Annotated in this window: 25 protein-coding genes and 1 tRNA gene; 11 read left to right on the plus strand and 15 right to left on the minus strand. The window is 32.6% G+C overall.

Annotation, left to right across the window (positions count from 1 at the left end):
- Positions 1-63: 63 nt before the first annotated feature.
- The 4 genes from ACHRVX_RS17800 to ACHRVX_RS17815 all read left to right on the plus strand — a co-directional run bounded on the left by ACHRVX_RS17800 (position 64) and on the right by ACHRVX_RS17815 (position 8541).
- Positions 64-1230 (plus strand): MFS transporter, encoded by a 1167-nt coding sequence (locus tag ACHRVX_RS17800; RefSeq protein ID WP_395334596.1) that lies wholly within the window; start codon positions 64-66, stop codon positions 1228-1230.
- 642 nt (positions 1231-1872) lie between these two features.
- Positions 1873-5115, plus strand: coding sequence for a SusC/RagA family TonB-linked outer membrane protein (locus ACHRVX_RS17805; protein WP_395334598.1), 3243 nt, complete (start codon positions 1873-1875; stop codon positions 5113-5115).
- Positions 5116-5132: 17 nt separating this feature from the next.
- Positions 5133-6935: a RagB/SusD family nutrient uptake outer membrane protein gene (locus ACHRVX_RS17810; protein ID WP_395334599.1), complete on the plus strand. Its 1803-nt coding sequence runs from the start codon at positions 5133-5135 to the stop codon at positions 6933-6935.
- Between the two features lie 31 nt (positions 6936-6966).
- Positions 6967-8541: a DUF4957 domain-containing protein gene (locus tag ACHRVX_RS17815; protein ID WP_395334601.1), complete on the plus strand. Its 1575-nt coding sequence runs from the start codon at positions 6967-6969 to the stop codon at positions 8539-8541.
- A 110-nt stretch (positions 8542-8651) separates the two neighbouring features.
- Here ACHRVX_RS17815 and ACHRVX_RS17820 read toward each other — a convergent pair whose 3' ends face one another.
- The 6 genes from ACHRVX_RS17820 to ACHRVX_RS17845 all read right to left on the minus strand — a co-directional run bounded on the left by ACHRVX_RS17820 (position 8652) and on the right by ACHRVX_RS17845 (position 13490).
- The gene (locus ACHRVX_RS17820) at positions 8652-9224 is read right to left on the minus strand and encodes a pentapeptide repeat-containing protein (RefSeq protein ID WP_395334603.1); all 573 of its coding nucleotides are present in this window, start codon (positions 9222-9224) and stop codon (positions 8652-8654) included.
- 41 nt (positions 9225-9265) lie between these two features.
- A complete protein-coding gene (locus ACHRVX_RS17825) occupies positions 9266-9466 on the minus strand; it encodes a hypothetical protein (RefSeq protein WP_395334605.1) in 201 nt (66 codons plus the stop codon).
- Between the two features lie 69 nt (positions 9467-9535).
- The gene (locus tag ACHRVX_RS17830; protein WP_395334607.1) at positions 9536-10456 is read right to left on the minus strand and encodes a helix-turn-helix domain-containing protein; all 921 of its coding nucleotides are present in this window, start codon (positions 10454-10456) and stop codon (positions 9536-9538) included.
- Between the two features lie 2 nt (positions 10457-10458).
- On the minus strand, positions 10459-11022 hold the full coding sequence (locus tag ACHRVX_RS17835; RefSeq protein WP_395334610.1) for a DUF6642 family protein: 564 nt from the start codon (positions 11020-11022) through the stop codon (positions 10459-10461).
- A 248-nt stretch (positions 11023-11270) separates the two neighbouring features.
- Entirely contained in the window at positions 11271-11660 is a 390-nt protein-coding gene (locus tag ACHRVX_RS17840; protein WP_395334613.1) for a hypothetical protein, read from the minus strand.
- A gap of 348 nt (positions 11661-12008) precedes the next feature.
- Complete coding sequence (locus ACHRVX_RS17845; RefSeq protein WP_395334616.1) at positions 12009-13490, minus strand: PLP-dependent aminotransferase family protein; 1482 nt, start codon at positions 13488-13490, stop codon at positions 12009-12011.
- Positions 13491-13554: 64 nt separating this feature from the next.
- Between ACHRVX_RS17845 and ACHRVX_RS17850 the strand changes: the two genes are divergently transcribed.
- From ACHRVX_RS17850 to ACHRVX_RS17870, 5 genes are all read left to right on the plus strand, one after another.
- A complete protein-coding gene (locus ACHRVX_RS17850) occupies positions 13555-15417 on the plus strand; it encodes a TonB-dependent receptor plug domain-containing protein (RefSeq protein WP_395334619.1) in 1863 nt (620 codons plus the stop codon).
- Positions 15418-16064: 647 nt separating this feature from the next.
- Positions 16065-16913 carry a helix-turn-helix domain-containing protein gene (locus ACHRVX_RS17855; RefSeq protein ID WP_395334621.1) on the plus strand — a complete coding sequence of 283 codons (849 nt, stop codon included), beginning with the start codon at positions 16065-16067 and terminating at the stop codon, positions 16911-16913.
- Positions 16914-16993: 80 nt separating this feature from the next.
- On the plus strand, positions 16994-17719 hold the full coding sequence (locus ACHRVX_RS17860) for a siderophore-interacting protein (protein ID WP_395334623.1): 726 nt from the start codon (positions 16994-16996) through the stop codon (positions 17717-17719).
- Positions 17720-17857: 138 nt separating this feature from the next.
- Positions 17858-19117, plus strand: a complete 1260-nt coding sequence (locus ACHRVX_RS17865) for a putative DNA modification/repair radical SAM protein (protein WP_395334626.1) — start codon at positions 17858-17860, stop codon at positions 19115-19117.
- 5 nt (positions 19118-19122) lie between these two features.
- On the plus strand, positions 19123-19896 hold the full coding sequence (locus ACHRVX_RS17870) for a TIGR03915 family putative DNA repair protein (protein ID WP_395334628.1): 774 nt from the start codon (positions 19123-19125) through the stop codon (positions 19894-19896).
- 94 nt (positions 19897-19990) lie between these two features.
- Here the strand turns inward: ACHRVX_RS17870 and ACHRVX_RS17875 are convergent, their stop codons facing one another.
- The 7 genes from ACHRVX_RS17875 to ACHRVX_RS17905 all read right to left on the minus strand — a co-directional run bounded on the left by ACHRVX_RS17875 (position 19991) and on the right by ACHRVX_RS17905 (position 24267).
- Entirely contained in the window at positions 19991-20410 is a 420-nt protein-coding gene (locus ACHRVX_RS17875; RefSeq protein ID WP_395334630.1) for a helix-turn-helix domain-containing protein, read from the minus strand.
- A gap of 156 nt (positions 20411-20566) precedes the next feature.
- Positions 20567-20752 (minus strand): hypothetical protein, encoded by a 186-nt coding sequence (locus tag ACHRVX_RS17880; protein ID WP_395334632.1) that lies wholly within the window; start codon positions 20750-20752, stop codon positions 20567-20569.
- A 10-nt stretch (positions 20753-20762) separates the two neighbouring features.
- Positions 20763-21020 carry a hypothetical protein gene (locus tag ACHRVX_RS17885; RefSeq protein WP_395334634.1) on the minus strand — a complete coding sequence of 86 codons (258 nt, stop codon included), beginning with the start codon at positions 21018-21020 and terminating at the stop codon, positions 20763-20765.
- Positions 21021-21192: 172 nt separating this feature from the next.
- Positions 21193-21795: a hypothetical protein gene (locus ACHRVX_RS17890; RefSeq protein ID WP_395334636.1), complete on the minus strand. Its 603-nt coding sequence runs from the start codon at positions 21793-21795 to the stop codon at positions 21193-21195.
- A gap of 7 nt (positions 21796-21802) precedes the next feature.
- A complete protein-coding gene (locus tag ACHRVX_RS17895; RefSeq protein WP_395334638.1) occupies positions 21803-22927 on the minus strand; it encodes a hypothetical protein in 1125 nt (374 codons plus the stop codon).
- Positions 22928-23316: 389 nt separating this feature from the next.
- Entirely contained in the window at positions 23317-23568 is a 252-nt protein-coding gene (locus ACHRVX_RS17900; protein WP_395334640.1) for a hypothetical protein, read from the minus strand.
- A gap of 625 nt (positions 23569-24193) precedes the next feature.
- Positions 24194-24267 (minus strand) — tRNA-Met (locus ACHRVX_RS17905).
- 153 nt (positions 24268-24420) lie between these two features.
- Here ACHRVX_RS17905 and ACHRVX_RS17910 point away from each other — a divergent pair.
- Positions 24421-24813, plus strand: a complete 393-nt coding sequence (locus tag ACHRVX_RS17910) for an START-like domain-containing protein (protein ID WP_213259043.1) — start codon at positions 24421-24423, stop codon at positions 24811-24813.
- 54 nt (positions 24814-24867) lie between these two features.
- Positions 24868-25707 carry an aminotransferase class IV gene (locus ACHRVX_RS17915; RefSeq protein WP_395334642.1) on the plus strand — a complete coding sequence of 280 codons (840 nt, stop codon included), beginning with the start codon at positions 24868-24870 and terminating at the stop codon, positions 25705-25707.
- Here ACHRVX_RS17915 and ACHRVX_RS17920 read toward each other — a convergent pair.
- Entirely contained in the window at positions 25704-26264 is a 561-nt protein-coding gene (locus ACHRVX_RS17920) for a YqgE/AlgH family protein (RefSeq protein ID WP_213301895.1), read from the minus strand. The genes ACHRVX_RS17915 and ACHRVX_RS17920 overlap by 4 nt on opposite strands.
- Positions 26265-26392: 128 nt before the next feature.
- Positions 26393-26665, minus strand: a complete 273-nt coding sequence (locus ACHRVX_RS17925) for an HU family DNA-binding protein (protein WP_017498096.1) — start codon at positions 26663-26665, stop codon at positions 26393-26395.
- Between the last annotated feature and the right edge of the window lie 32 nt (positions 26666-26697).

The raw sequence follows: 26697 nt of genomic DNA on the forward strand, positions 1-26697 counted from the left end.
ATTTTCACGTGCTATTGTGTTAAATTTGCAGCATAGAAAGTCTAATCCTTTCTTGTAAAACAAATGAAAAAAAGTCTTATTGCACTCTCATTAGGAGGTTTAACTATCGGTATTACCGAATTTGTTATGATGGGTTTGTTGCCGGATATTGCCTTAGATATGAAAGTTTCAATTCCGGTTGCCGGATATTTAATTTCTGCTTACGCATTAGGCGTAGTTATTGGAGCTCCTTTATTAGTTATTTTAGGCAGGAATCTTGCGCCAAAAAAGATGCTTTTGATTTTAGCCTTGATGCTAACTATTTTTAATGCACTTTCTATTATTGCACCAAACTATAATTTTTTATTCGCTTCCAGATTTCTTTCCGGTTTACCACACGGAGCCTTCTTTGGAGTTGGAGCTGTAGTGGCGAGCCGATTGGCTGATAAAGGCAAGGAAGCCCAGGCGATTTCGATTATGTTTTCGGGTTTAACCCTGGCTAATTTAATAGGAGTTCCCATTGGTACCTATATAGGTCACAATTTTATATGGCGTTATACTTTTATATTAATTGCGATTGTTGGTTTGCTTACATTTTTGTTCATCTCTTTATGGATGCCGAATCTTGAAAAAAGTGGAAACGTAAATATGAAAACCCAATTGCAATTTTTTAAGAAAACAGAAGCCTGGTTAATTATTGGCATTACCGCAATAGGATTTGCAGGGTTATTTGCGTGGATTAGTTATATCGCGCCTTTATTAACCAATGTATCTCAGTTTTCTCCTGAAGATGTTTCATATATTTTAATTCTTGCAGGTTTAGGAATGGTGGTTGGAAATTTTTTAGGTGGCAAACTTGCTGATAAGTATTCTCCTGCACCTACCGTTTTAGCATTGCTTTTTGTGCTGTCAATTGATTTGATTTTAGTTTACCTGTTCTCGTATAATCAATATGTTTCATTATTTCTGACTTTCTTAACCGGAGCAATTTCTTTTTCGGTTATCGCACCCATTCAAATGTTGATGATTCGTACTGCAAAAGATGCTGAAATGATAGCTTCGGCTGCACTTCAGGGAAGTTTTAATATTGGGAATGCTTTAGGCGCTTTTTTAGGAGGTTTACCTTTAGCTGCCGGATATAGTTATGCGTCGCCAAATCTTATTGGTGTTGCAATGGCTGTGATAGGAATGGTTATTACTTTTATTTTAATGCAAAAACATAAAAGTAATTTGCAATTGCAGCGCGCTTAAATGTAGTTTGCTTTAAAATAATTATAGACCCTTAAACAAAATCGTTTAAGGGTTTTTTTATGCCCGTTTGTCATCTATTGTATTTGCAAAGTACTAGTACATAGTAAATAAAGTTTGTATTAGTAAGAATCGCTTTTCTTTCCAGAGTGTAAAGCTTTTCTAAAATAATGAATACAATTAAAAATATGGAGTTTAATTATTACAAAATTCTGCGCTTTTAAATTAATTTAAATGTTAAAAACACATTTATAATACTGCAATCACTCTTAGTGTAATCGATTGTTTTTTTTAGAAAATCGCAACAAATTCACAAATATTAAAAATATATTTAATATTTATAACCAACTTAAATTACACATGTCATATAAAAAAGGGAGTTTATTTTTGATATATTATTTTTTTTAGGAAATTTTTATGAATTTTAATTTTTTATATGAAAAAAATATTTATGTTTGTGTAATCGATTACAACTTTTTAAATGAGGTATAAAACCTACTTTACTTTTTATTTAAATTGACATCAAACCCAAGTTATTGGGGAATAAAATCTCTAACGCCAGAAGAAGAAGTTGAAAAGATTAAATTAAAATGACCACAAAAAACCACAAAACAAGAATCTAATTAATAACTTAAACAATCAACCATGAATTTTAAAGATTTATTTAACAAAGGAGCACATTGTTACTTTGCAGTTGTTTTTTTATTGTGTTTACTCACGAGCAATCAAATGAATGCTCAGACAGGAACACTTGAAGGAACCGTTAAAGATGCTGCAGGGCTAACATTGCCGGGAGTTAATATTTTAGAAAAAGGAACAAAAAATGGAACCTCAACGGATTTTGACGGACGTTATAAACTAAAGCTTTCAAATCCGAAAGCGGTTATAACGTATTCCTTTATTGGTTTTAAAACCAAAGAAGTAGCCGTAGAGGGAAAAACTAAAATTGATGTTGCTTTATCTGAAGATTCTAACAGCCTGAATGAAGTTGTTGTTATTGGATATGGAACGGCTAAAAAGTCTGATTTGACCGGAGCAGTTTCTACTATTTCGGGTAACGATTTGAAAAAAGTGCCGGTAGCAAACGTTGCTGAAGCCTTAACAGGTCGAATTGCCGGTGTTCAGGTAACTTCATCTGAAGGTTCTCCGGATGCAGATATAAAAATTAGAGTTCGTGGAGGTGGTTCTCTTACTCAGGATTCTTCTCCTTTAATTATAGTAGATGGATTTCCAATAAATAGTATGAATGATATTTCATCATCTGATATTGACTCCATGACGGTTTTAAAAGATGCTGCTTCAACTGCAATATATGGATCACGTGGTGCAAACGGGGTAATTATTATTACAACTAAAAGTGGAAAAGATGGTAAAATTGCAGTCAATTTCAATATGTTTTATGGTATGAAAAAGATGGCTAATCAAATTGATGTTTTGTCGCCGGACGATTATACTAAATGGCAATACGAATATGCTATGCTTTCCCAAACAGGTACAAAAGTAGCATCTGATCCATCTTCATATACTAAGTATTTTGGAAATTGGCAAGATCAGGATATGTACAAGGGTTTAAAAGGAGATAATTGGCAAAAGCAAATCTTTGGACGTACAGGTGAGGTTCAAAGCCGTGATTTAGGAATTAGAGGCGGAACGGATAAGCTTAATTATAATTTTAATTATGCTCATTATGATGAAAAGGCTATTATGATAGGTTCAGATTATAAACGTAATAACCTTTCCATGGCTTTAAAAAGCAAACTAAGTGATAAAATTGATGTTAGTTTTACCATGCGTTATTCAGATACTGAAATTGATGGTGGAGGTGTTAATGAACAAAATGAAAAATCTTCAACAGATTCGCGTATGCGTACAATTGTTGGTTATGCGCCACTTCCTGTACCAGGTTTAACTTCAGAAGATGTAACCGGAGATGGTTCAGATGTATTGATAAATCCTTTAATATCTGTTTCTGACAATGATCGTCAGCAGTTTCGTAAAAACTATAATATGTTAGGTAGTTTTGGATGGGAGCTTGCAGAAAATTTAAAATTGAAAGTAGATTTAGGTTTGGATAATTATAACAATCTGGATTATCGTTTTTACGGACAAACTACTTATTATGTGGCTAATGCCCCATTAGGTCCATTACAGGGTATGCCTGCAATGATTATGTCTGATACTAAAGACAGACGTTTTAGAAATGCTAATACACTGAATTATGATTTCAAAAAAATAATGGGTGAAAACCATCATTTGAGCGCTCTTTTAGGAGAAGAAAGTATTTCATATAATTCAAATAGTGTTACCAGTACTATTCATGGATATCCTACATTTTTTGATTTTGATCAGGCAAAAAAATTAACAACTCAGGGAACACCACAATCAGTAGATAATTATTACAGCCCTGATGATAAATTATTATCGTTTTTTGGACGTGCTAATTATGATTACAAAAATCGTTACTTATTAACAGCTACATTTCGTGCAGATGGTTCAAGTAAATTTTTAAAAGAAAATCGTTGGGGATATTTCCCGGCTTTTGCAGCAGGATGGAAAATTTCTGAAGAGAGTTTCCTGAAAGATCAAACCTGGATCAATCTTTTAAAAGTGAGAGCCAGTTATGGTGAAGCAGGAAATAATAACATACCGGTTGGACAGCAAATTCAAATTTTTCAATCTACTCCAACGCCATGGATTAATGGAGTTACGAGTGTTTGGGCGCCGTCAAAAACAATGCCTAATCCTGATTTGAAATGGGAAACAACAGTGACTCAAAATGCTGGTTTGGATTTTGGATTTTTCAAAAATCGCTTAAATGGTAATTTTGATGTTTATAAAAATGTTACCAGTGACTTATTAATTAATTTCCCGGTTCCGGGATCCGGATACGATTATCAATATCGTAATATGGGTGAAACACAAAATACAGGTTTCGAGGCTACTATAAATATTGTTGCAATTGAAAAAGCCAAATACGGGTTGAGTTTTTCATTCAATATGGGAATAAACAAAAACCGTATTAACTCATTAGGTGTTATGAATAATTTTGGACAGGCTACAGGATGGGCTTCTTCACAAATTGGAGATGATTATCTGATAGAAGTAGGTTCTTCATTAGGAACTATGTATGGTTATAAAAACGATGGCAGATACGAAGTTTCAGACTTTGATTATGCTGGAGGAAAATATACTTTAAAAAGTGGTGTAGTTAGTACTGCTGCTACTTTAGTGGGAGACGGAAGCGCTCTTAAACCCGGAGATATGAAATTGAAAGATGTTAACGGAGACGGTAAAGTAGATATAAATGACAAAACAGTTATTGGTAATGTTAATCCTAAAAGTTCCGGTGGTTTTGTAATTAATGGAAATGCTTATGGATTCGATTTAATGGCAGCTTTTAACTGGAGTATTGGCAATGATGTATATAATGCGGATAAAATTGAATTTTCAACGGCTAATGCTTCAGGGCAGTACAAAAATTTAAATTCAACTATGGCTGACGGAAAGAGATGGACGAATTTAGATCCTGTTTCTGGCCAGTTAGTAACAGATCCTGCTGCATTAACAGAACTTAATGCTACTACTACAATGTGGTCTCCATATATGAGAAGCGCAATATTTACTGATTGGGCAGTTGAAGATGCATCGTTTTTAAGATTGAATACTTTAACATTAGGTTATACAGCGCCTGAGATGTTTACATCTAAACTTGGAGTTTCTAAATTGAGATTCTATCTAACAGCAACCAATGTTTTTGTTTGGACTAACTACTCAGGTTCTGATCCGGAAGTTTCAACAAGAAGAAAAAATCCGCTTACACCTGGGGTTGATTCAAGTCCTTATCCAAGAAGCAGACAAATGGTTTTTGGGATGAATCTTAATTTCTAATTTTAAATTACTACAAAATGAAACATAAAATAATAATAGCAGGATTGATTATTTCTGGTTTATTCAGTTCTTGTCAACAATTTGAAGAGGACTATTTAGAGGCACCTGCACAATCAACATTAGATGCTTCTGTAATTTTTTCTACAGCCGGACTTGCAAAAGGAGCTATTGACGGAATAAAAGTACCATTTGCCGAGACTAACTCTTACAGAGGACGTTTCTTACCCTATTATGGATTAAATACTGACGTAGAATGGTATAATGCTTCGCAAACTGCAGGAGATAAGTCGGATTTATGTGTTTACGATACAAAGCCTGGTAATACAGAAATGAATACGACTACCAATGCTTATGCCATGATGTTTTCAGGTATTGAGCGTGCCAATGTTTGTATCAAAGGTTTACGTCAATATGGAAACCCTTTGCCGGGAACAGAAATGGGTCAGTTATTAGGAGAAGCTTTAACATTAAGAGCGATTTACTATGCTGATTTAATCAAAGCGTGGGGAGATGTTCCTGCTCGTTTTGAACCTATTACTTCTGAAACTTTATACTTGCCTAAATCAAGCAGAGATATTCTTTATAAACAATTAATTGCAGACTTGGGAGAAGCATCAACATTAGTTGCTTGGCCTAACGAAACGGCATACACAAATACTGTAGAACATATCAATAAAGCTTTTGTAAAAGCATTCAGAGCACGTTTGGCTTTGGCAGCAAGTGGCTATCAACAATATCCTGATGGAGTAAGAAGAAGCACTGATCCGGAACTTTCAGTTGCTAGTATGTATGCATTGGCATTAAAAGAATCTCGTGAAGTAATTCAAAGTGGTTCTGCTCATTTAGAATCTACTTTTGAAGGATTATGGAGAAAATACAATGAGGAAAATACTACTGCCGGAGGAGAATCTCTTTGGGAAATTCCTTTTGGTGACGGACGTGGCAGAATGCTATTTACTTTTGCTGTAAAACATACTGCGGCTAGCGATCAATTTCAGGCAAATGGAGCGAATCGTGGCGGTGTAGCAGGTCCATTACCATTTGTATTTTATGATTATGATCAGGTTGATACCCGTAGAGATGTTACATGTGTACCTTACAAATATGGTGCAGCAGTCAATAATGTTGCTAAACAAGAATTAAATACGCTGGATACATGGTACTTTGGTAAATACCGTTACGAATGGATGAAACGTTATGTTACTTCAACTAATGACGATGGAGTTAATAAAATGTACATGCGTTATGCTGAGGTGCTACTTATTGCTGCTGAAACAGCTAACGAGTTAGAAGGTCCCGGAGCAGCTGCGCCTTATTTAAAAGAAATTCGCAGAAGAGCATTCGCTACAGTGGCACAAGCTGTTAAAGTAGATGTGTATGTAAATGGCTTGACTAGTAAAGAAGCAATGTTCAATGCTATTGTTGAAGAAAATAAATTTGAGTTTACCGGAGAAATGGAGCGTAAACAAGCACTTATTAGATGGAATTTACTAAAAGTAAAATTAGATCAGGCAAAACAAAAAATGACAAATTTAGCAGCACGTACAGGCGAATATGCTGATGTACCGGCAACTTTGTACTATAAATATAAAGCAGATAATGTATCTCTTGACATCTACGGATTAAACAGAGGTGAAATTACTAATCCTGGTGTGACCTATACTGCAACTCCCTGGACATGGACAGGAACAGCAGCAGATACTAAAATAAATTCATTGTACAAACCAGGTGTTAATCCTGATAGCAGACAATTTTGGCCAATATGGCAAGTATTTATTGATGGAAGCAATAATCAATTAAAAAATGATTACGGTTATTAAGATCTTAGAAAAAATTAATAAAGTTATTACGATGAAAACAAAATATATTTTAAAAGGATTAATAGCCACATTGTTAATGGTATTTGCAGTTTCAGGATGCGACAGTTATAATGAGGAACTGTTAGACGGAATTGGAAATACAAGAGAATTTTCTCCAATTGGGCTTACAGCAAAAGTTAGAAATCAAACAACAGTTGAGTTAAACTGGACCACAAAGGAAGATACAAATGCAGATCATTATGTTGTAGAATTTAGCGCAGATGATGCAGAATTCAAAACAATCTACAAAACCGTTGAGGTAACTCCTGCACAGTTACCCGTTTCAGTAGCATTAGAAGGTGAAACCACTTATTCAATTAGAATAAAATCAGTTAGTGCTTCGGGATTAGCAGATTCTAAATGGTCAGTAACTACAGCAACAACATTATCAGAACAGCTTTTTTTACCTGTACAGCCAGTTGATATTGAGGCTAAACAAGTTACTTTAAGATGGACGCCTAACAGTAATGTAACACAAATTACAGTTGCTCCCGGTGGTATTACACATGCAGTAACTCCGGCAGAAAAAACGGCAGGAGTTGCAATAGTAACAGGATTAACTGCAGAAACTGCTTATACAGCTACTTTGCTTAATGGTGCAAAAAAGAGAGGAGTTGTTACTTTTACAACCGGAATCGATATTGGAACGGGTATTTTAGTTAAAAATACAGATGACTTAATGCAAAAAATTGCTGATGCAGCATCTGGAGCAATATTAGTTTTAGAACCGGGTGATTATACAGCTGCAAATCAAACAGGAGCAATTACACTAAATAAACCAATTACATTAAGAGGTTTACGCAGCTATGATATGCCAAAACTTCATGTAAACTTTGTACTTACAAATGGATCTGCAAATGTTAGTTTAATAGATCTTGACTTAAAAGGAGACAAAGGAGCTGCCGGTGCTGCAGTTTCGGTTATTAAATACAATGATAACAGTGTAACATATGGTGCCCTTTTAATAAGCGGTTGTAATATACATGATTATGGTGTCTCATTAATCAGTGCAAGTTTAGCTGCTGCCAAAATTACTTCAATAATAGTAGATAATAGCATCGTTACAAATGTACTAACAACTGGTGGAGAGTTTATAGATGTAAGAGGTTCTCATGTAGGACAGCTTACACTTAAAAACAGCACTTTTAATAATTGTGCCACAGCAAGATATTTTATCCGTATGGATGCTGGTCTTACAGGATTGACGACAAATATATTAATTGATTCATGTACAATCTCTAACCCAAATATGTTAGGCACTGCTGCTAACTCAATTTTATACACACGTTTTGTTACTAATGTGATAGCGGTTAGAAACACATTGTTTGCAAATACACCAGCACCATATACAAGAGAGGCTGTTACAGCAAATCCAACTTTTGTAAGTAACAATTATTATAATTCGCCAAACCTGATTGGTAATCCTAATGCACTTGCTAATAACAGACCAGATACATCTGGAACTGCATTAGATCCGCAATTTGTGGGTGCGGCAACAGGTAATTTTACAATCAAGAACCAGACATTAATTGATAACAAAGTGGGAGATCCACGTTGGAGACAATAGTTCATTTTTTAAGTTTTTAATTAGAAAAAGGGATGCAATTTTTGCATCCCTTTTTGTTATACATAAGTCACGAACTGAGACTGAAAACCGCAACTGAAAACTTCTCTGACTTATTCAATATCCAAATCAAATTTTTCAAGCAAACCCGCAAGTGCAGCATGCGATACTTTTGTTCCTTTTATTTTATTGTCTGATGGATCAAAAGCGTAATTTCTTGAAGAACGAAAATCAGTTTTCTCTAAAATACAATCCTGAAAAGTGGCATTGGCAAGATCACAATTTTTAAAAAGTGAAAGAGATAAATCAGTATTCGAAAAATCAACATCTTTTAAGGAGCAATCAATGAAGTTTGTTTTCTTTAGTTTTTTATAAATAAAAGTGGAGTAATCAAGAAGGCAATCCTGAAAAGACATTGAAAATAAAAAGCTGTTACTGGCGCTAAAATCAAGTCCCATTAATTTGCAGCCAATAAATTGAATGTTTTTTAATCCTGTACTTTTAAGCGTAGAAAGCGAGAGATTACAATTTTTAAACGTACAATCTAAAAAATCAATATAACTAAAATCACTTTTCGAGAAGTTGCAATTGATAAATTCACAGTTGATAAATTCGTTATCAGATAGTTTTTGATCCGAATAATCTATAGTGTCAAAAGTTTTGTTTTGATGCAATGCAGTATCCATAATAATATGTTGAGGTTGAAAGGAATATTTTAAAAAGCAATTTATTCTAATTCGATACAATCGAAAATTTCATTTTGAAGAGACATTTCGTTTATATCCTCTTCACTTTCAATTCTTAAAATATTATCACAATCCTCAAGATCAAAATTCCAGATGGCATTTGGCAGCACTTTCCCAATTAAGACATTTGCGAACTCTAATTTCGATTTTGAATCAACAGAAGTTTTAAAAACATAAATCATAATTTGCTTTTTTTACGGCACAAATTTCAACAAATGCTTTTGGAGTTACTAGGATTCTTTAATCCATAATTAGGACTTATCAATCAATTTTCGATATTGAACAGGACTAATTCCTTCATGCTTTTTAAAGAAACGACTGAAATACGAATGATCTTCATGCCCAACCTGCATCGCTATTTCACTGATAGAAAGAGTAGTTTGAAACAGTAAATATTTTGCTTCAAGTATAATGGTTTCATCAATCCATTTTGTAGCAGGCTTTCCTGTAGTCGATTTTATAGATTTGTTTAAATGATTAGGAGTAACATTCAACAAAGAGGCATAGTAATTTACCTGATGATTTGTTTTAATATTAGCAAAAATAAGTTCCTTAAACTTCGATGAAAGAACAGCCGAAGCATTTCCTGTTTTAGGAATTTTGACGTTGTTTTTATTCATCTCAAAAAACAAAGCCATCAAATAAGATTGTACAATATTGAAATTGGTAATTCCCGGTTCAATATAGGCAGCTTGTAACCGAATAAAAAGGTTGGTTATAAAAACAGCATTACTTTCAGAAAGGCTAATCTTCGGATTTCCTCCAATCTTCAGGAAATCAAAATCATTCAGCATTTCAGTATTGCCGTATTTTCCAATTAAAACATCAGGATGAAATTGGCAGATAAAACCAACATGTTTTGTATTGATATGTTCTATTGCAAAAATCTGACCTGCAGGCACTATAATCATTTCATTTGCTTTGCTTTGGTATTCTTCAAAGCCTATTTTTATGATATGTGTTCCCGAAGTTAAAAAAAGAATAGTATGACAACTGTGTTTTGAAGGCGGAACAGCATATTGAAGCTGCATCATTTCTTCCATCTTCAAACAAAAAAAATGATCAGAATTTGATTTGAAAAGTAAATGCATAGGGTTTTCCAAACCAAGAAATTTTTCACGAAATCCCTTAGCTTCATATGTTTTTACTTTTTCAATTGTTTTTGCCTTCATGATTAATAATACAATCTAAAATCGAGTAATTGGCATAAGGCATAATGTTTTTGGTACAACTCTTCTACGACTTCTGTAATATTGTCATTATCCTGATAAAGGCTAAAAAAAGCTTTGTCAATTGTGCTGGAACTGGCAATTTTATTATAAGTTGAGCCATAACCGGAAATGGCACGCGCACCGGTAATATCTAAAAAATATTGTGCTTCATCATTGTTTAAATCCAAAACTTTAAGATTGGCAAAATGAATAATTTTCCCTTTCATTTTCCCTTCAAAAAGTTCTGCTATTTCTTCAAGGCTGTAATAATAATCGTGAAGGCAAATATTGTTCGCTTCGCCGGGCATTACCAGATAAATAATTTCATAATCTTTAAAGTTATGATCTTCATAAAGTAATACATTAAGGCTTTCTTCAAGACCTTCGATAGTATCGCAAGTTTTGTAAATACTCGAAATTCCCTGATCAATTGCAATTTCTTCTAAGTTTTTCACCACTAAAGTTGCCCTGTCGTCGTCTACGTCCGGAACACCTTCGAGGCAGAAGATGAATTTTTCGTAATCCATACCATTATATTTTCAGATTGTAGTAAGCCTTTGTTTTTCCTTTCTAACAAAAGTATTTTTTATTGTCGAAAAACAACTATCCTAAAAGTATTTTAACGCATTTTTGACATTAGAGAAATCAACAGTAGTTTTTTGAAATAAAAAATCCACTTTTAGTTTTTTTCTAAAAGTGGATTTTCAAGAATTAATAATTTATAAATTTTTGAAATTTTCAATTCGTTTAGAATATAAATTACTTTCAAAAATTATTATTCAGCTCTGTTTACGACCAATAATTTCTGCCACCATTTTGGTGCCGCCTGTTGTAAAGTATCTGCATAATTAATTATTTTAGATTCTCTTTTATTTCCGCAAGCGGCACAAAAAGAAGCTTTTGGAGTTCTGTAAGGTTTAGAACAACTTTCGCATTCAGAACCGTAAAGTTCGATACGATGATGCATAATTGCATTAGGATTGTTTATTTCAAATCCTGTAAGATCTTTATAATAGTCCAGTAAATCTTTGAAACGTGTTTTTCTGGTCATACTGCATTTACCCTTTTCAAAACCTTCACGATAGAGTTTAGATGCAATTTTATATTCCTCTTCATCAAGCATAGGAACTTCCATTTTACAACGCCAACACCAAAGGTTTTTCATGATTTTAAATTTTCAGGTTTAAATGTAATGATTTGTGATTTTAAGCTTAATGTTCTGCTAAATTATGATACTTTATTAAGAATAGTTTACGGTTTCTCGTAATCTGAAACAAAAATCGTTATTTTAACATTTAAATCACTACGTATAAATACCTGATTTTTTAGAATCAAATTCCAGACCTAAAAAATAAAAGCCGTTGAGGAATAGGCTAATTATTTTAACACATAGAAACTTAGATTATTTAAAACTTAAAAAAGTCGTTTCAGTTTGCAGTAATTTACACAGTTATGTGAAAGAAATGTGTTCTTTTTTCTGTAATATCTATATTTCAATTTGTTTATTAAGCTTTTAAATTATAATCTCAGCAAGCGACTGGCGTAAAATTTCCACGGCATTTTCCATTTCGTTTTCATTCAAATGTCCAAAACCCAAACGTGTAGCAGTAAGATTTTTGGTTTGATATAAAACCGTTTTAGGTAAAAACAAACCATTTACGGCACATTGTTTTTGGAACTTTATTAAATTGAAATTATCGATCCATTCGATCCAAATTGCCAAACCCCGAAGCGGAACCTGAAATTTAATTTTCCCGTCAAGTTTCTCCTTCAGTAACAAAACAAAATAATCCCTGCGCTCTTTGTAAATCTTCTTGTTTTTTTTAGAAAGACGATGTACTTCGCCTTCCTTAATCCATTCAGTTAAAACCTGTTCCTTGATAACATCAATTCCCGGTTCAAGAATATTTTGATGTTTTTCAAGTTCTTTAATAAATGCCGAAGGCGCAGCAATAAAACCATAACCAAAACCCGCCGGCAAAGACCTGCCAAACGAACCTATATAAACCACCCTTTCATTTGAGTCTAAAGCGGCAAGGGGTAATACAGGATTATTGTCATAATGAAAATCAAAATCATAATCATCCTCAATAATCACAAACCCATATTCATTGGCTAATTCCAGAACTTCCATTCGCCTTTTAGCGCTTAAAGAAGTTGTTGTAGGATAATGATAATTTGAAGTAAGATATAAAATCCTGATGTGATGTTGCTCGCAAATTTGTTTAAGATTTTCCGTATTGATTCCGTCCTTATCAACCGGTATTGTGATAATTTGTGCACCACTATCAGATAATGTCATGTTTGAAATATAATAACCCGGAGAAGCAACCACCACTTTATCACCAGATGAAATCAATAATTTGGTCACCAGATACAAACTAATTTCGTGACTATTTGTAGTAAGTAAATTGGATGTTGAAATGCGAATTCCCCTCGTTACATTTAAAAAATTAGAAAATTGGGTTTTAAAATTCAAATGAGATTCGGTTTGAATTTGTTCACCTGTTTTGGTACTTTTTTGGCTTTTAAGTTTTGAAACATAAAGCCTTGCCAAAACATCAGTTTGTACCAAACGCAAATCAGGCAAACCGTCATTAAATTGATAGGGTAAAGTGCTTATTTCCTTTGGATCTTCAAGAATAGTCGAATGTTTAAAAGTAAAAGCAGCACTTTTTGAACTGTTTTTTTCGGTGGAAATATAATCTGTTTTCTTTTTTTCTTTTTTTTCTGATAAGATAAAAGTGCCTTTATTAGGCAATATCTCAATCCAGCCTTGCAGTTCTAAGTCCTGAAAAGCTTTAATCAAAGTGTTTCTGTTAACCGCTAATAATTTACATAAAATACGGGTTCCCGGAAGTTTCGTGCCTTCAGGAAGTAAACCTGTTTGAATTGCTTTGATAAACTCAAAAACAATTTGAAGGTATAATGCAGTTGCATCTTCAGGCTTAAGCTGAATGAAACTTTTAAAAGGAATTTGAACCGGACTATCCATTTTTATAAAACTGGTATACATTAGTAGTACGGCAAGATACTACTTTTGCAAAAAATTAAAAAAAATGACAAAACTTTATTTTGCTATACTGATTCTGTTAAGTCTTGGTTTACAAGCTCAGATTCAAAAAGACACCATTAATATTGATGAAGTAATTATTCATGAAAATAGATTTAGCACGCCAATTTCTAAGAAAAACCGTAACGTTTATGTAATCGATAAAGCAACAATTGCAAAATTACCGGGACGATCTGTTCAGGAAATTCTACAATATGCAAATGGCGTTGATTTAAGACAAAGAGGACCTTTTGGGAGTCAGGCCGATGTAAGTATTGACGGCGGAAGCTTTGAGCAAACCGTGGTCCTTTTAAACGGAAGTAAAATCATCGATTCTCAAACGGCGCACAATATGCTGAACCTTCCTATTCCGGTTGAGGTAATCGAGAGGATTGAGATAATTCGTGGTCCGGCAGCGATGACTTACGGAATCAATAGTTTAACCGGAGCAATTAATATCATTACTAAAAAACCAATGAAATCCGGAATTTTAGTAAATACTTATGCAGGTTCAAACTTTGAAAAAGATACACAAGATACCGGAGATACATTTTACGGCAGCGGAATTCAGGTTGGCGGAGTTTTAAGCAAAGAAAAACAGCAGCATTCGCTTTTTGCATCTCACGATAAAAGCAATGGATATCGTTACAATACGGCTTTTGAAAACAATAAAATATTTTATCAGGGAAATTACCAGTTGAATGATAAAAATGAAATTTTAAGTTCATTTGGTTACATCAATAATGGTTTTGGTGCAAACGGATTTTATGCTGCGCCAGGTGATAAAAACTCAAGCGAAGTTGTGCAGACTACTTTTGCAAATGTGCAATCGAAACATCAATTGTCTGAAAACTGGACGTTAATGCCCAGATTGAGTTACAGATATAATTATGATGATTACCGTTATTACGGAATTGCCAATTTAAAAGCCGGAAGAAGCCAGCATTACACTAATTCGTTTGCTGCCGAAGTAAATACATCTTATAAAATGGAAAACGGCGAACTTGGTTTTGGAGCCGAAGCAAGAAGCGAGGATATAAATTCGTCAAATATTGGCGATCATAATCGGGAGAATTACGGACTTTATATGCAATACAGAACCACTTTTATCGAGAAACTTGATGTGAATTTTGGAGCCTACTTAAATTATAATTCAGATTATAAATGGCAGGTTTATCCGGGATTTGATGCAAGTTATGCCATTACAGATGCTTTTAAAATCATTGGTAATATTGGCACAAGTCAGCGTATTCCGTCGTTTACAGATTTATATTTAAACCAGCGTCCGGGAAACATTGGGAATCCAAATCTTGAAACAGAAAACGCTTTCCAGAGTGAAATAGGTTTCAAATACATCAAAAACAACTTTAATTTTAATGCGAATTATTTCTATAGAAAAATCAATAATTTTATAGACTGGACCAGAAATGTAACCACAGAACCGTATCAAAGTAATAATTACGGAAACCTGAATACAAACGGTTTTAACCTGCGTACTAATTACAGTGCTAATTTATCCAGCGAGTCTAAACTGAATATTAGTCTGGCATATTCGTATTTAGATTTTAAGTTTGAAGATGTTATTCCGGTAGTTTATTCTAAATATCTGGTTTCATCTTTAGAACATCAAATAACGAATACAATCGATTTTCAGCATAAAAATTTCACGGCTTTATTCGCGACTCGTTTCAATCAAAGAGTAACCGGACCATCATATTGGGTGAATGATTTTAGAGTAAGCCAGTCTATTAATAAATTTACAGTTTATGTTGATGCACAAAATATTTTCAATACAACATATTATGAAGTTGGTGCAGTTCCCCTTCCTTCAAGATGGTTTAGTTTAGGAGTGAAATTTGTAACTTTTTAGAGTATAAACCTGAAAGTGCAAAGAATTTAAAAAGCTGGTAATGCATAAAATTATTTATCAGTTTGTTTATTGATAAGCGCTACATCCATAAAAGAATAAAAATACTGTATCAAAAATTAATAATTATATGTAGTCCCTACGGGACAAATTAACTGTGGGGTTATTTCTTTCTACCACTATATAATCTCTACGAGATATACTTTACAGTTAATTGCTTGGAATAAAATAAAGTAATACTTCTTTATAGTTGCATAAATGGTGAAAAACTCTCAATATATAATCTCTACGAAATATAACTGAAACAATAAATATTTGATATAAACAAATGAATACTCAGTTGGGAGTTACATTTTGGTAAAAAAACTACCAATATATATAAACAAAAGAATACTCCGTTAGGAGTTACATGTTGGTAAAAAAACATAAAAACCAGTACAAAAATGTCCCGTAGGGACTACACTACTATAATGTAATTTCTAATAATTAATATAAAGACCTATATAAGTTTTTTACACTCTTAGTTTAAATTCTTCATCATAAAATAAAAAAATGCCTTTAATCAGTTTGAGATTAAAGGCATTTTGTTTTAGAATAATTCTCTAAGTTTGTATGATTTCGTCATTAATCATAATTTCAAAAAGATAAGTTTGAAAATTCCTATTTACAATCAGAGTTCAGAAGCAGTTGGTGGTATTTTTATCGCCGAGTCTTCTACGATGAGAAAAGATTCTGAAGTTATTGATAAACTAGGAACACATCGCGATGATTTTTATATTTTTTTTGTCCTTACAAAAGGAAAAGTCATCATGAAATGTGATATGATCGATGTAAAAATTAATGCTCCGGGAATTGCTATAATTAAACCGTTTCAAATTCATTCGCCTCAATTTGTTTCGCCTGATGCCGCTGGATATTACATTAGCGTAGCTCCGTTTTTAGTGCCTAATAATTGTACTTCGGTTTTTGAGAATTTGAAAATTGTTGATCAGGTAAATAAACTTGATAAACTTCAAAAGAAAGAAATTCTCGAAACAGTTTCAGTATTGTATTATTCCTTTCAAAATACAGCTTCAAACAAAACTCAAATTGTTAATGGACTTTTTAGTGCATTAGTTTATCGTTTTGTAAACATATATTCAGATGTAAACCAATCATCATCAGAGATTAAAAATCAATCAGCATTGATATATTCTAAATTTAAAAAATTAATTGCTGATACCACATTTTTGGAAACGCCTTCTTTTTTTGCCAAAAAATTAAACATCACTACTTCGCATTTGAATTATTGTGTGAATATTTCCACAGGAAAATCAGTTACATATTGGCTTCAAAATGCGATGATTTTAGAGGCGCAACGATTGCTTTATTATACAGAAAATGATGTTAGGGAAATTGCATTTACATTAGGTTTTGAAGATCATACTTACTTTTCGAGATTATTCAAAAAAATAACAGGTGAAACTCCGTTAACGTTTCGGTTAAAATTCCGCGAATAGTCCAATCATCCCTATTTCTTGTTCAATTTACTTTTATTGTTTTAGCTTCAATTTTGCATTGAAATTAAAAAGATAATATTATGAATTCGATGCCCAAGATTATTGGAGATTTTATGGAAATGGCTTTTAGCAGTAAAATCTGCAAAATAAATGTTGCAGCAACCACAATGCTCAGCGATAATGTAAAAATGATCAGGTTCAAAGGTCATTTTCCTCATGTGAAATTTAAAATTGGACAAGCTATAGTGATCAGAATCGACGATACAAATTATCGCAACTATACGCCCAGTAAATGGAATAGCGAGAAAGGCTGGTTTGAAGTCATTTTTCATATTCATAAAAACGGTCCCGGAAGTTATTTTATTGAAAATTTAAAACCAGATGATCAATTAACCGTTGGTTTGCCCAGAGGTTTTGATTTTTTTAAAAAAGAAGAAAAGTACCAGTTCTTTTTTGGAGACGAAACCTGTATCAGCGTTTTTAAAAGTTTTCAGGATGAAATTAATGCCAGTGAAAACAATTATTTAGGAATTATGGAACTGGATGCTGATTCAACTGAAGTACCAAACAAATTAGGATTCGCTGTAGATATCGCGCCAAAATCAACCAATAAAGCGGAGTTTGCCATTGATATTTTAAATAAACTCGACCATAAAATTTGGGAATTATGGAAAGACGGATATTTTTATTTAATGGGAAATGCAAAGTCAATTCAGGCGTTTAGAAAAGCTTTGAAAGAAAAAGGAGTTTCAAATAAAAATATTTACACACAGCCGTATTGGGCAGAAGGCAAAATAGGACTTTAAATTAGTAATCAGTTATTTGTAAGTGAGTTGTTGAAATTTGATACAATTTGGAACAACTAAAACCCATGTTTTTTTGTCTATAAATAGTAGTTTTGACGTTAAACAAATTTAGTTTTTAACCACTAAAAAAACGCAAAAATGGTACAGGAAAGAGTGTTGGAGAAACTTGCAATTTTAGCCGATGCTGCAAAATATGATGTCTCGTGTTCATCGAGCGGCAGCAAGCGTGAAAATAAAGACAAAGGAATTGGGGATGCAAAAGGATATGGCATTTGTCATGCTTATACAGAAGACGGGCGTTGCGTATCTTTATTGAAAATTTTGCTGACCAATCATTGCATTTTTGATTGCGCGTATTGTGTAAGCCGAAAAAGTAATGACATTAAAAGAGCTGCTTTTACCGTGCAGGAAGTGGTGGATCTTACCATTGGTTTTTACAGAAGAAATTATATTGAAGGATTATTTTTAAGTTCTGGCATTTTTGATAATCCTGATTATACGATGGAACGTTTGGTTCGAATTGCCAAAAAATTGCGATTAGAGGAAAACTTTAACGGATATATTCACCTAAAAGCCATTCCCGGTGCAAGTGATGAACTCATGAAACAAGCCGGAATGTATGCAGACCGTTTAAGCGTAAATGTCGAAATGCCAACAGAACAAAGTTTAAAATTACTTGCGCCGGATAAAAACCATATTGATGTAATTAAACCAATGGAATATCTGAAAAATGAAATCGTTGGTCATAAAGAAGAAAAAAAACTAAACTATAAAGCGCCCATTTTTGCTCCTGCAGGTCAAAGTACACAAATGGTTATTGGTGCCACAAAAGAAAGTGATCTTGAAATTCTGGGAATGGCAGATTATTTTTATCAGAAGATGAATATGAAACGTGTTTATTATTCCGGATACGTGCCTATTAGTTATGACAGCAGGCTTCCGGCAATTGGAACTCCGGTTCCTATAATACGCGAAAACCGTCTGTATCAGGCAGATTGGCTCGTTCGTTTTTACGGATTTAATGTAAACGAAATCGTGGGATTCAATCAGCCTAATCTGGATCTTGACATTGACCCGAAATTGGGTTGGGCATTGCGCAACCTGAATCAATTTCCGGTTGATGTTAATACCGCCGACTTAGAACTGATAAAACGTATTCCCGGAATTGGCTATATGAGTGCCAAAAAAATTGTGGCAGCGAGACAATTTAAAAAACTGTTTCCCGATGATTTAAAAAAATTGGGCATTGCTTATACGCGCGCCAAATATTTTCTGGCGTTTGCATCACCATTTTCAATGCAGAAAGATTTGACCTCTATTCAAATCAAGGATCAGATTTTAAATCTCCAGAAAAGTAAATATAAAAATGACTTTTCAAATCAACTTGCTTTATTTTAATTGAAATGATACAGCTAATTTATGACGGTTCGTACGAAGGCTGGCTAACAGCGGTATTTGAAATTTATGAATATAAATTTCAAGACGTTGTTTTTGCTAAAAATGAAGCTTCGGCCGCTCTGCTTTTTTCAACGCATCATTATGTAATGACCGATGAGGAGAAAGCAAACAGGGTTTTAAACGGACTTAAAAAGCGTCTTTCGCCTGGAGGATACTCTGATTTTTACAAAGCATTTTTTTCTGATTTGGAGGAAATAGAACAAATTATGTTTCAATTTGCAAAACATGCCTTAGCAAGTTCAAAAAATATTGAAGGAGATTTTAGTAATAGTGCCGTTTGGGATCTTAGAAAAGCTACAAGACTGACCAGAAGAGAAGCACATCGAATGGAAGCATTTGTGCGGTTCAAACTCACAAAAGATAAATTATATTATGCCATTGTTGAGCCGGATTGTAATGTTTTACCCGTTATCCAAGGTCATTTTAAAAAACGTTACGCAGATCAACGCTGGTTAATATATGATACAAAACGAAAATATGGGATTTATTATGATCTCGAAAATGTAACAACAATTGAATTGCAATTTAATGCGGAATCTAATTCTTCAAAATTTTTAGCAGAAATATGCGATGAACAGGAAGAATTTTTTCAGAATCTTTGGCGTTGTTTTTTTAAAAATGTCAATATTGAATCAAGAAAAAACATGAAACTCCATATTCAGCATATGCCAAAAAGATATTGGAAGAATTTGACAGAAAAGATTCCGACATTGAAATAAGTTCTTCTACACATTTAAAACCTGTTTAAACAAAAAAGCGCAAAATCATTGATATTTTGCCCAACTTTGATAATAATATTTACTAGGATAAAATTTATTTTAAGTTTAATAATTTTTCTAAATATTCGTTTTTATCTTTTTCAGATTGTAATAAACGCTCATAAAGTTTTTTATTTTCATCAACAGATTCCATTAATTTATCTAATGGATGGAAAGTGCAATTATTTGAGTTTGTATTTACAGAACCATTGACACTACTATTGTCGTAAAAAGAATTAAAATAACTAATCATTCCTTCTTCAGAGAAATTTTTAATTGCTTCTATGCTTACGCCGAGTGCTTTTGCTACTTCTAAAAGTCTTTCATCATCAATTGTTTCGCTGTTTTCTATAGCCGAAATAGTTTGCTGAGATATTCCTAAAGCTTGCGCCAAAGCTTCTTGTTTCATGTCTTTCAGTTCACGAATACGGCTAATTTTTCGCCCTATATGATATGGTTTTGTTACTGTGCTCATAGTTCAAAGATATTTAAAATTCTTTAAAATTTTTGGGGTTTGGTAAAACACATTGGTTTATCTGTATGATACAATTAATAAAAAATGTTGTGTTTATTTTACGATTGAACAAAAGTACAATTTTTCTTATAAAATAATTAGATTAAAGGAACTTTATTAAATTCGTGCCAGCTTTTTAGATAAAGCAATAGAATTTTCGTCGATTCCAATAAATTTAGAAGCAATTTCCATTTTGCTATTTCCGAAAGATTCATCTAAAGAATTTCTTTTGTCTTTATTTTCAAAAGAAACGGCTGTCTTTTTTTCGGATTTATTTAAAAGGTTTTTTAATATGTCTTTCATGATGAACTATTTATTTCTCCTCTTCTAAACCATCAACGGCAGAAATCTGATCTAATATATTAGTTTGATTCGGCGAAATGTAGTTTTTTGTTTCGACCGGAGTTTCTTTCTTAAAAAGCATATCTAATGCATTGTATAGTCTTAATAAAACATCTTTGTCTTCTTTTTCAATTTCTAAGGCAGTATTGAAATTAAAAACGTAATTATTCGAATTGCGTACTTCTACTTTTATCGTTTTTGATGTGATTTTAAATTTGACTATATCCATGTTTTAATTACTTAGTGAGTTTGCAAAGTTATCGCAATTATAATTAATTATATAAAATAGATTTGTGGAAAATTTATAATATGATTTGATATTTTAATTAGTAGTTGGTAACGGTCAACCTTTAATTAGAATAATAACTTTCAACGCTATTAGTTTGTATTTGACTCATCATTTATCTATAGATACCATCTCCTACCTTTCCGAAGACAGTCCATTTACCCTTAATTTTTGTCAAAAGTAATATCGAAGTTGTATCAGTATCCTTATAGTCAGTTGTTGTTGATTTAATTGTAAATACAGCGTACTTATTATGCTTATAATAGATTACATTTGAGAATGAAAAAACTTTATAATTTTCTTCAAAATCAAATTTTTCATATTTACCGGGATTAGGAAATTTTTCTTGTTTTATAAAAATAATATTTTGATGTTTGAAATCTTTTAAAGTCCAATAATCTCCTTTTATCCATTGGTCTTTTGTGTATTTGTTTTCATATTTAATTTTCATTTCTTGCCAGTTCTTTTCGTCATATAAAGGCTCCAAAACTCCTTCAACTTTGATGTATTTATTAATTCCAGTATAATAAAACGTTTTGCCTTTAAATATATCAATAGTTACATTATTATTGATTTTTTCCTCAATGAGCATAATCTTATCTGAATCTTTAAAATTTAAACTTGAAATATAATCATTAATAGGAGCATTTGGATCCTTATTTACAGCACAATTAAAAAGAAATTGTGATATGATAAATATGTATAATACTTTTTTCATAATTACGTTAATTACAAGGTTGACCTATTGGAGTTTGTTGTTGTGGAGTACCTTCACCTATTGCATGACCAGTTTGCTCAGCAGCCAGTCTATTATCAATTCTCAACCTTTCTGCAGTTCCAGTTGGAAATTTTTTTTCAAAAATTGGAGCATCCCTCAATCCTCCCCACGCCAGATCTGTATATATTTGATTAGGCGTTGCTCCATTTGCTAAAGAAACTCCTGTCTGAAATTCTTGCAAAGCTGCACCAATAGCTTCTACGTAAATATTAGCCATTTGTTCATGTTGTGCATCTTCTGGACTTCCTGGGTATTTTGTATCTACAAATTTCTGAAAAAGTATTGGGAATTCACTGAATACTGCGGGATCATTTGAACCATAATAATCCTCCGCCAAACTGAGAAAAAAAGCATGTGTTATCTCATGTAATAGGTTAGCAGCTTTATATAATTGAGTAGAAGAAGTATAGTTCGCGTTATTTATAGTTATCTTATAAGTATGAGGCGATACTGGAGTTGTATATGCGGGCTTAATTCCTGCATCTCCAGAAATAATATTAACATTATAGACACTATTAGTATTTAATTTCGTAAATATATTAGCAATATCACAATTTGTAGCATTTTTTAATCTATTTAAAATTGCTTTTGGGCAAGGATCAAGTTGAGTACCGTCAATCTTTTTTTCAAGGGATTCAGCGATCAGCAGATTAGTTGCTGGAATTCCGATCCAAGAGTCTGAACCTTGCTCATACGTATAAAATATGCGGGTATTTGGGTCGTACACTTCTTGATTATTAACAGGGAATTGGTATTCTAAAATACCATAATTATCCCTGTTATTAGCAATTATAATATTAGGAAGTATAACTTGCAAAATTCGCCAAGAATTTGTGATATCGCTAAATATATAGTCGGTACTTACGCCATCAGGATCAGTAAATCTATAAGTCTGATTGGCAACAGGAGATCTAGGGAGATTTGGTTTGTATGAAGTACTAGATGATGCGCCTGATCCGCCCAAAAATATGGTTCCACCATTATCACAATTGCTCATTTTAGAAGCTTCTTCACCACCACCACCACCACCACCGCCACCGCCACCGCCACTGCAATCACAGATAATAAACAAAAGAACCTGACTAATAATTTGTCCTCCATATCTGGTTATATACCAATATTCAACACAGCTTCCTTGCGTTTTGCCAGTTCTCTGACCTTTGCGGGTGGGGCTTAAGGTTGCATTTTCAATTATTTTACCCAGATCATATTTATTATATAGCAGTTTTGTTTTTGAGAGGCTAAAAAAAGTAATTTCACCTGAATAGATAAAATCTTTTTTGTCTGCATTTAATACAGCGCGAATAACATTATCGTAATTACTATTAGCCTGATCACCTTTTAGTGTTACAATATTTGAACGTACTATTTTGTTTTCGTTTAGATAAAAAATAACTTTAGTAATTCCGTCTAACCCCTGTAATAATTTGGCATCTGCAATTAGTAGTTTTTCTGTCGTTCTTAAATCATATATTTTAAACTATTGATATCAATAGCAGCTGATAATTCTTCAATTATAGATAATTGTTCCTCATTAGAGTTTAATTTTAATTGATTCCAATAATCGTTTACTTTGACTTTATGAATTTCTGAGGCTGTATGATTATTTTCATCTATTGGGTCTTCTCTTTCTTGACAATTTGACAAAAATAATACTAGAATTAAGACTGTTGCTTTTGTTAGATAATTTTTTAAAAATAAAGTTTTCCTCATAATTTAAATCTTCTTAGGTGGTTAAAAAAATCTTGTAACGTTCTTGTGCTTTTATAGGTTGTAACTTATAACTAATGTTAACAATAGAAATGCATCCGCTGAATTTATGTTAAATTTAATTTTATTTAAGCGAATATAAGGTATATTTTACTACAATTATTTTTTAAATTGAAAATATAGAACCCAACTATCTCAAAATAAATATTTTTTATTTGATTTCTGTTGAGATAGTTAGAGTCTGTTAGTCGATTCAATATTAAAATACTTTCTTAGTTGTTAATTTGAAATATTGTTATGCTTGAAATAAACACAAAGTATATCATTTTGTAATTTTCCTGCTTTAATTTATAGGATAAAGTGTAATTAAATATAAATAAAGGGTAAATTGGAAATGTGATAGAATAAAAGTTGAAAGAAGTGCGATGAATTATTGGTTTGTATAATAAGATTCAATATAAGGTGATTGAATTGTATAATTATTATAAGTCCAGCCTTTGTAAAACTCAAAAAGTATTTGTTTTGTGTTCCTGTGATAAAGGTTTTGAGAATTTTAGGCATAAAAAAAACGGTTTTAAATTGCTTTAAAACCGTTTAACTTGTTGTTTTTAAAAAACTTAACATTTTGTAGCGAGGACGGGAGTTGAACCCGTGACCTCAGGGTTATGAATCCTGCGCTCTAACCAACTGAGCTACCTCGCCAAGATTGCAAGCGAACCGTGTTCCTCATTGCGGGTGCAAAGATAGAAATATTATTAAAGCTTACAAGAATAAAATGAAGAAAAAAAAATATTTTTAAAAATGCATTGTTTTTGGACATATATTCTTATATTTCGAAAAAATTAAAAGTAGCACATGGATCAAAAAATACGTTACGAAATCGAGTTTCCAATAAATTCTTCGCCGCAATTATTATATCAATATATATCAACGCCGTCAGGTTTGTCTGAATGGTTTGCAGACAATGTAAATTCAAGAGGCGAATTCTTTACTTTTATTTGGAATGACTCGCAGGAAAAAGCGCGTTTGGCTTCTAAAAAAACAGGAGAGAAAGTAAAATTCAAATGGGTTGATGAAAGCAGTAAAGACACGGAGTATTTTTTTGAATTACATATTTTAGTTGATGAACTAACTAAAGATGTATCGCTAATGGTAGTCGATTTCGCTGAAAAAGAAGAAGTAGGAGAAGCTAAACAATTGTGGGAGAATCAGATCTCAGACCTGAAACATCTTATAGGATCTGTTTAGTAAATTTCTATTTTATACCTTATATTTGCCCTGAACAAAATTCAGGGTTTTTTTATGATCAATTTTAACGGAAACATAGTAGTGCAAGAAGAGAATATATTAACTCAAAATCGTGCTTTTTTGTACGGAGACGGGGTTTTTGAAACGCTAAAAATAGTCAATAACAAAATCTTGTTTCTTGAAGATCATTATTTTAGATTGATGGCTTCTATGCGTGTTGTGAGAATGGAGATTCAGATGAACTTTACAATGGAGTTTTTTGAAGAACAGGTTTTAAGCCTTGTAAATCAAGAGGGAATTTCAGCATCGGCAAGAGCCAGAATCACCGTTTTTAGAAACGATGGAGGTTTATATTTGCCTCAAACAAATAATGTGTCGTATTTAATTCATGCAACTTCCTTAGAAAGCGTTTCTTATGCCTTAAATACGGCTGAATATGAAGTTGATTTGTACAAAGACTTCTATGTAACAAAACAGTTGTTATCATCGATTAAAACGACTAATAAATTGATAAATGTTACCGGAAGTATTTTTGCTCATGAAAATGGTCTGGCCAATTGTCTTTTAGTAAATGATACTAAAAATGTGGTTGAAGCATTACAAGGTAATTTATTTATGGTAATGGGCAAGAAATTAATCACACCACCAATATCTGAAGGCTGTCTGAACGGAATTATGCGTAAACAAATACTGGCATTGGCTAAGAAAACAGAAGGCATAGAAGTGCTTGAAGAAATAATTTCGCCATTTGATCTTCAAAAAGCTGACGAATTATTTCTGACAAATGTAATCACAGGGATACAACCGATAACTAAATATCGGAAAAAGGAATTTACAAGTAATCTGGCGCATTTATTAGTGCAGAAACTAAATGAATCCATCTCTGAAAATTAATTCAGATATGGATTTTCAGGTGCATTAGACCATATAACATAATCGCCACCGAGCTCAATAATTTGCTCTTTCCAAAAATGGGTAGTGGATTTGCCGATAATTTTATTTTTATAACTATTATCAGTAATGATCCAGGAGTTTCCCTGCATTTCATTCTCAAGCTGATTTTCGTCCCAACCGGTATAACCCAAGAAAAATCGAATATTGTTTTTACCAATAGATCCGTCGTTTATTAAGTCTTTAGTCGATTCAAAGTCACCTCCCCAATAAATCCCATTTGAAATTTCGACACTGTTAGGTATCAATTCCGGGATATTGTGAATAAAATAAAGATTGTCCTGTTCAACAGGACCTCCATTATATATTTTGAAACTGGCATCAATCTCAGGTATTAAATCATTAATAGTATACTTTAATGGTTTATTAATGATAAAACCTATTGATCCTTCTTTGTTATGGTCTGCTAATAAAATTACCGATCTATTAAAAGATAAATCTCCAATTATAGAAGGTTCGGCAATGAGCAGGTGTCCTTTTTTTAATTTTTCTGAAATCATACGGCTACAATTTTTATTAAATTTAATCATAAAATATTTAAAAACCCAAATAAAATCGTTAAACCGCACAAAAAAACCCTCCAAGAGGAGGGTTTTGAATATATTATAAGTTTAGAGAACTTTCTTACTTAGTTCACTGCACCTTCTAATTCAGCTCCGGCTTTGAATTTTACAACATTCTTAGCAGCGATTTGAATAGTTTTTCCAGTTTGAGGGTTTCTTCCGTCTCTAGCAGCTCTAGCAGATACTGACCAAGATCCAAAACCTACTAAAGAAACTCTACCACCTTTTTTCAAAGTAGCTCCTACGTTTCCTAAAAATGATTCTAAAGCTAATTTTGCCGCAGCTTTTGTAATTCCTGCATCAGCAGCGATAGCATCGATTAATTCTGATTTGTTCATAATAATTAGTTATTAATTGTTGGTTAAAAAAA

Origin of the sequence: Flavobacterium sp. FlaQc-47 (assembly GCF_044006475.1) — a bacterium.
Lineage (GTDB): Bacteria > Bacteroidota > Bacteroidia > Flavobacteriales > Flavobacteriaceae > Flavobacterium.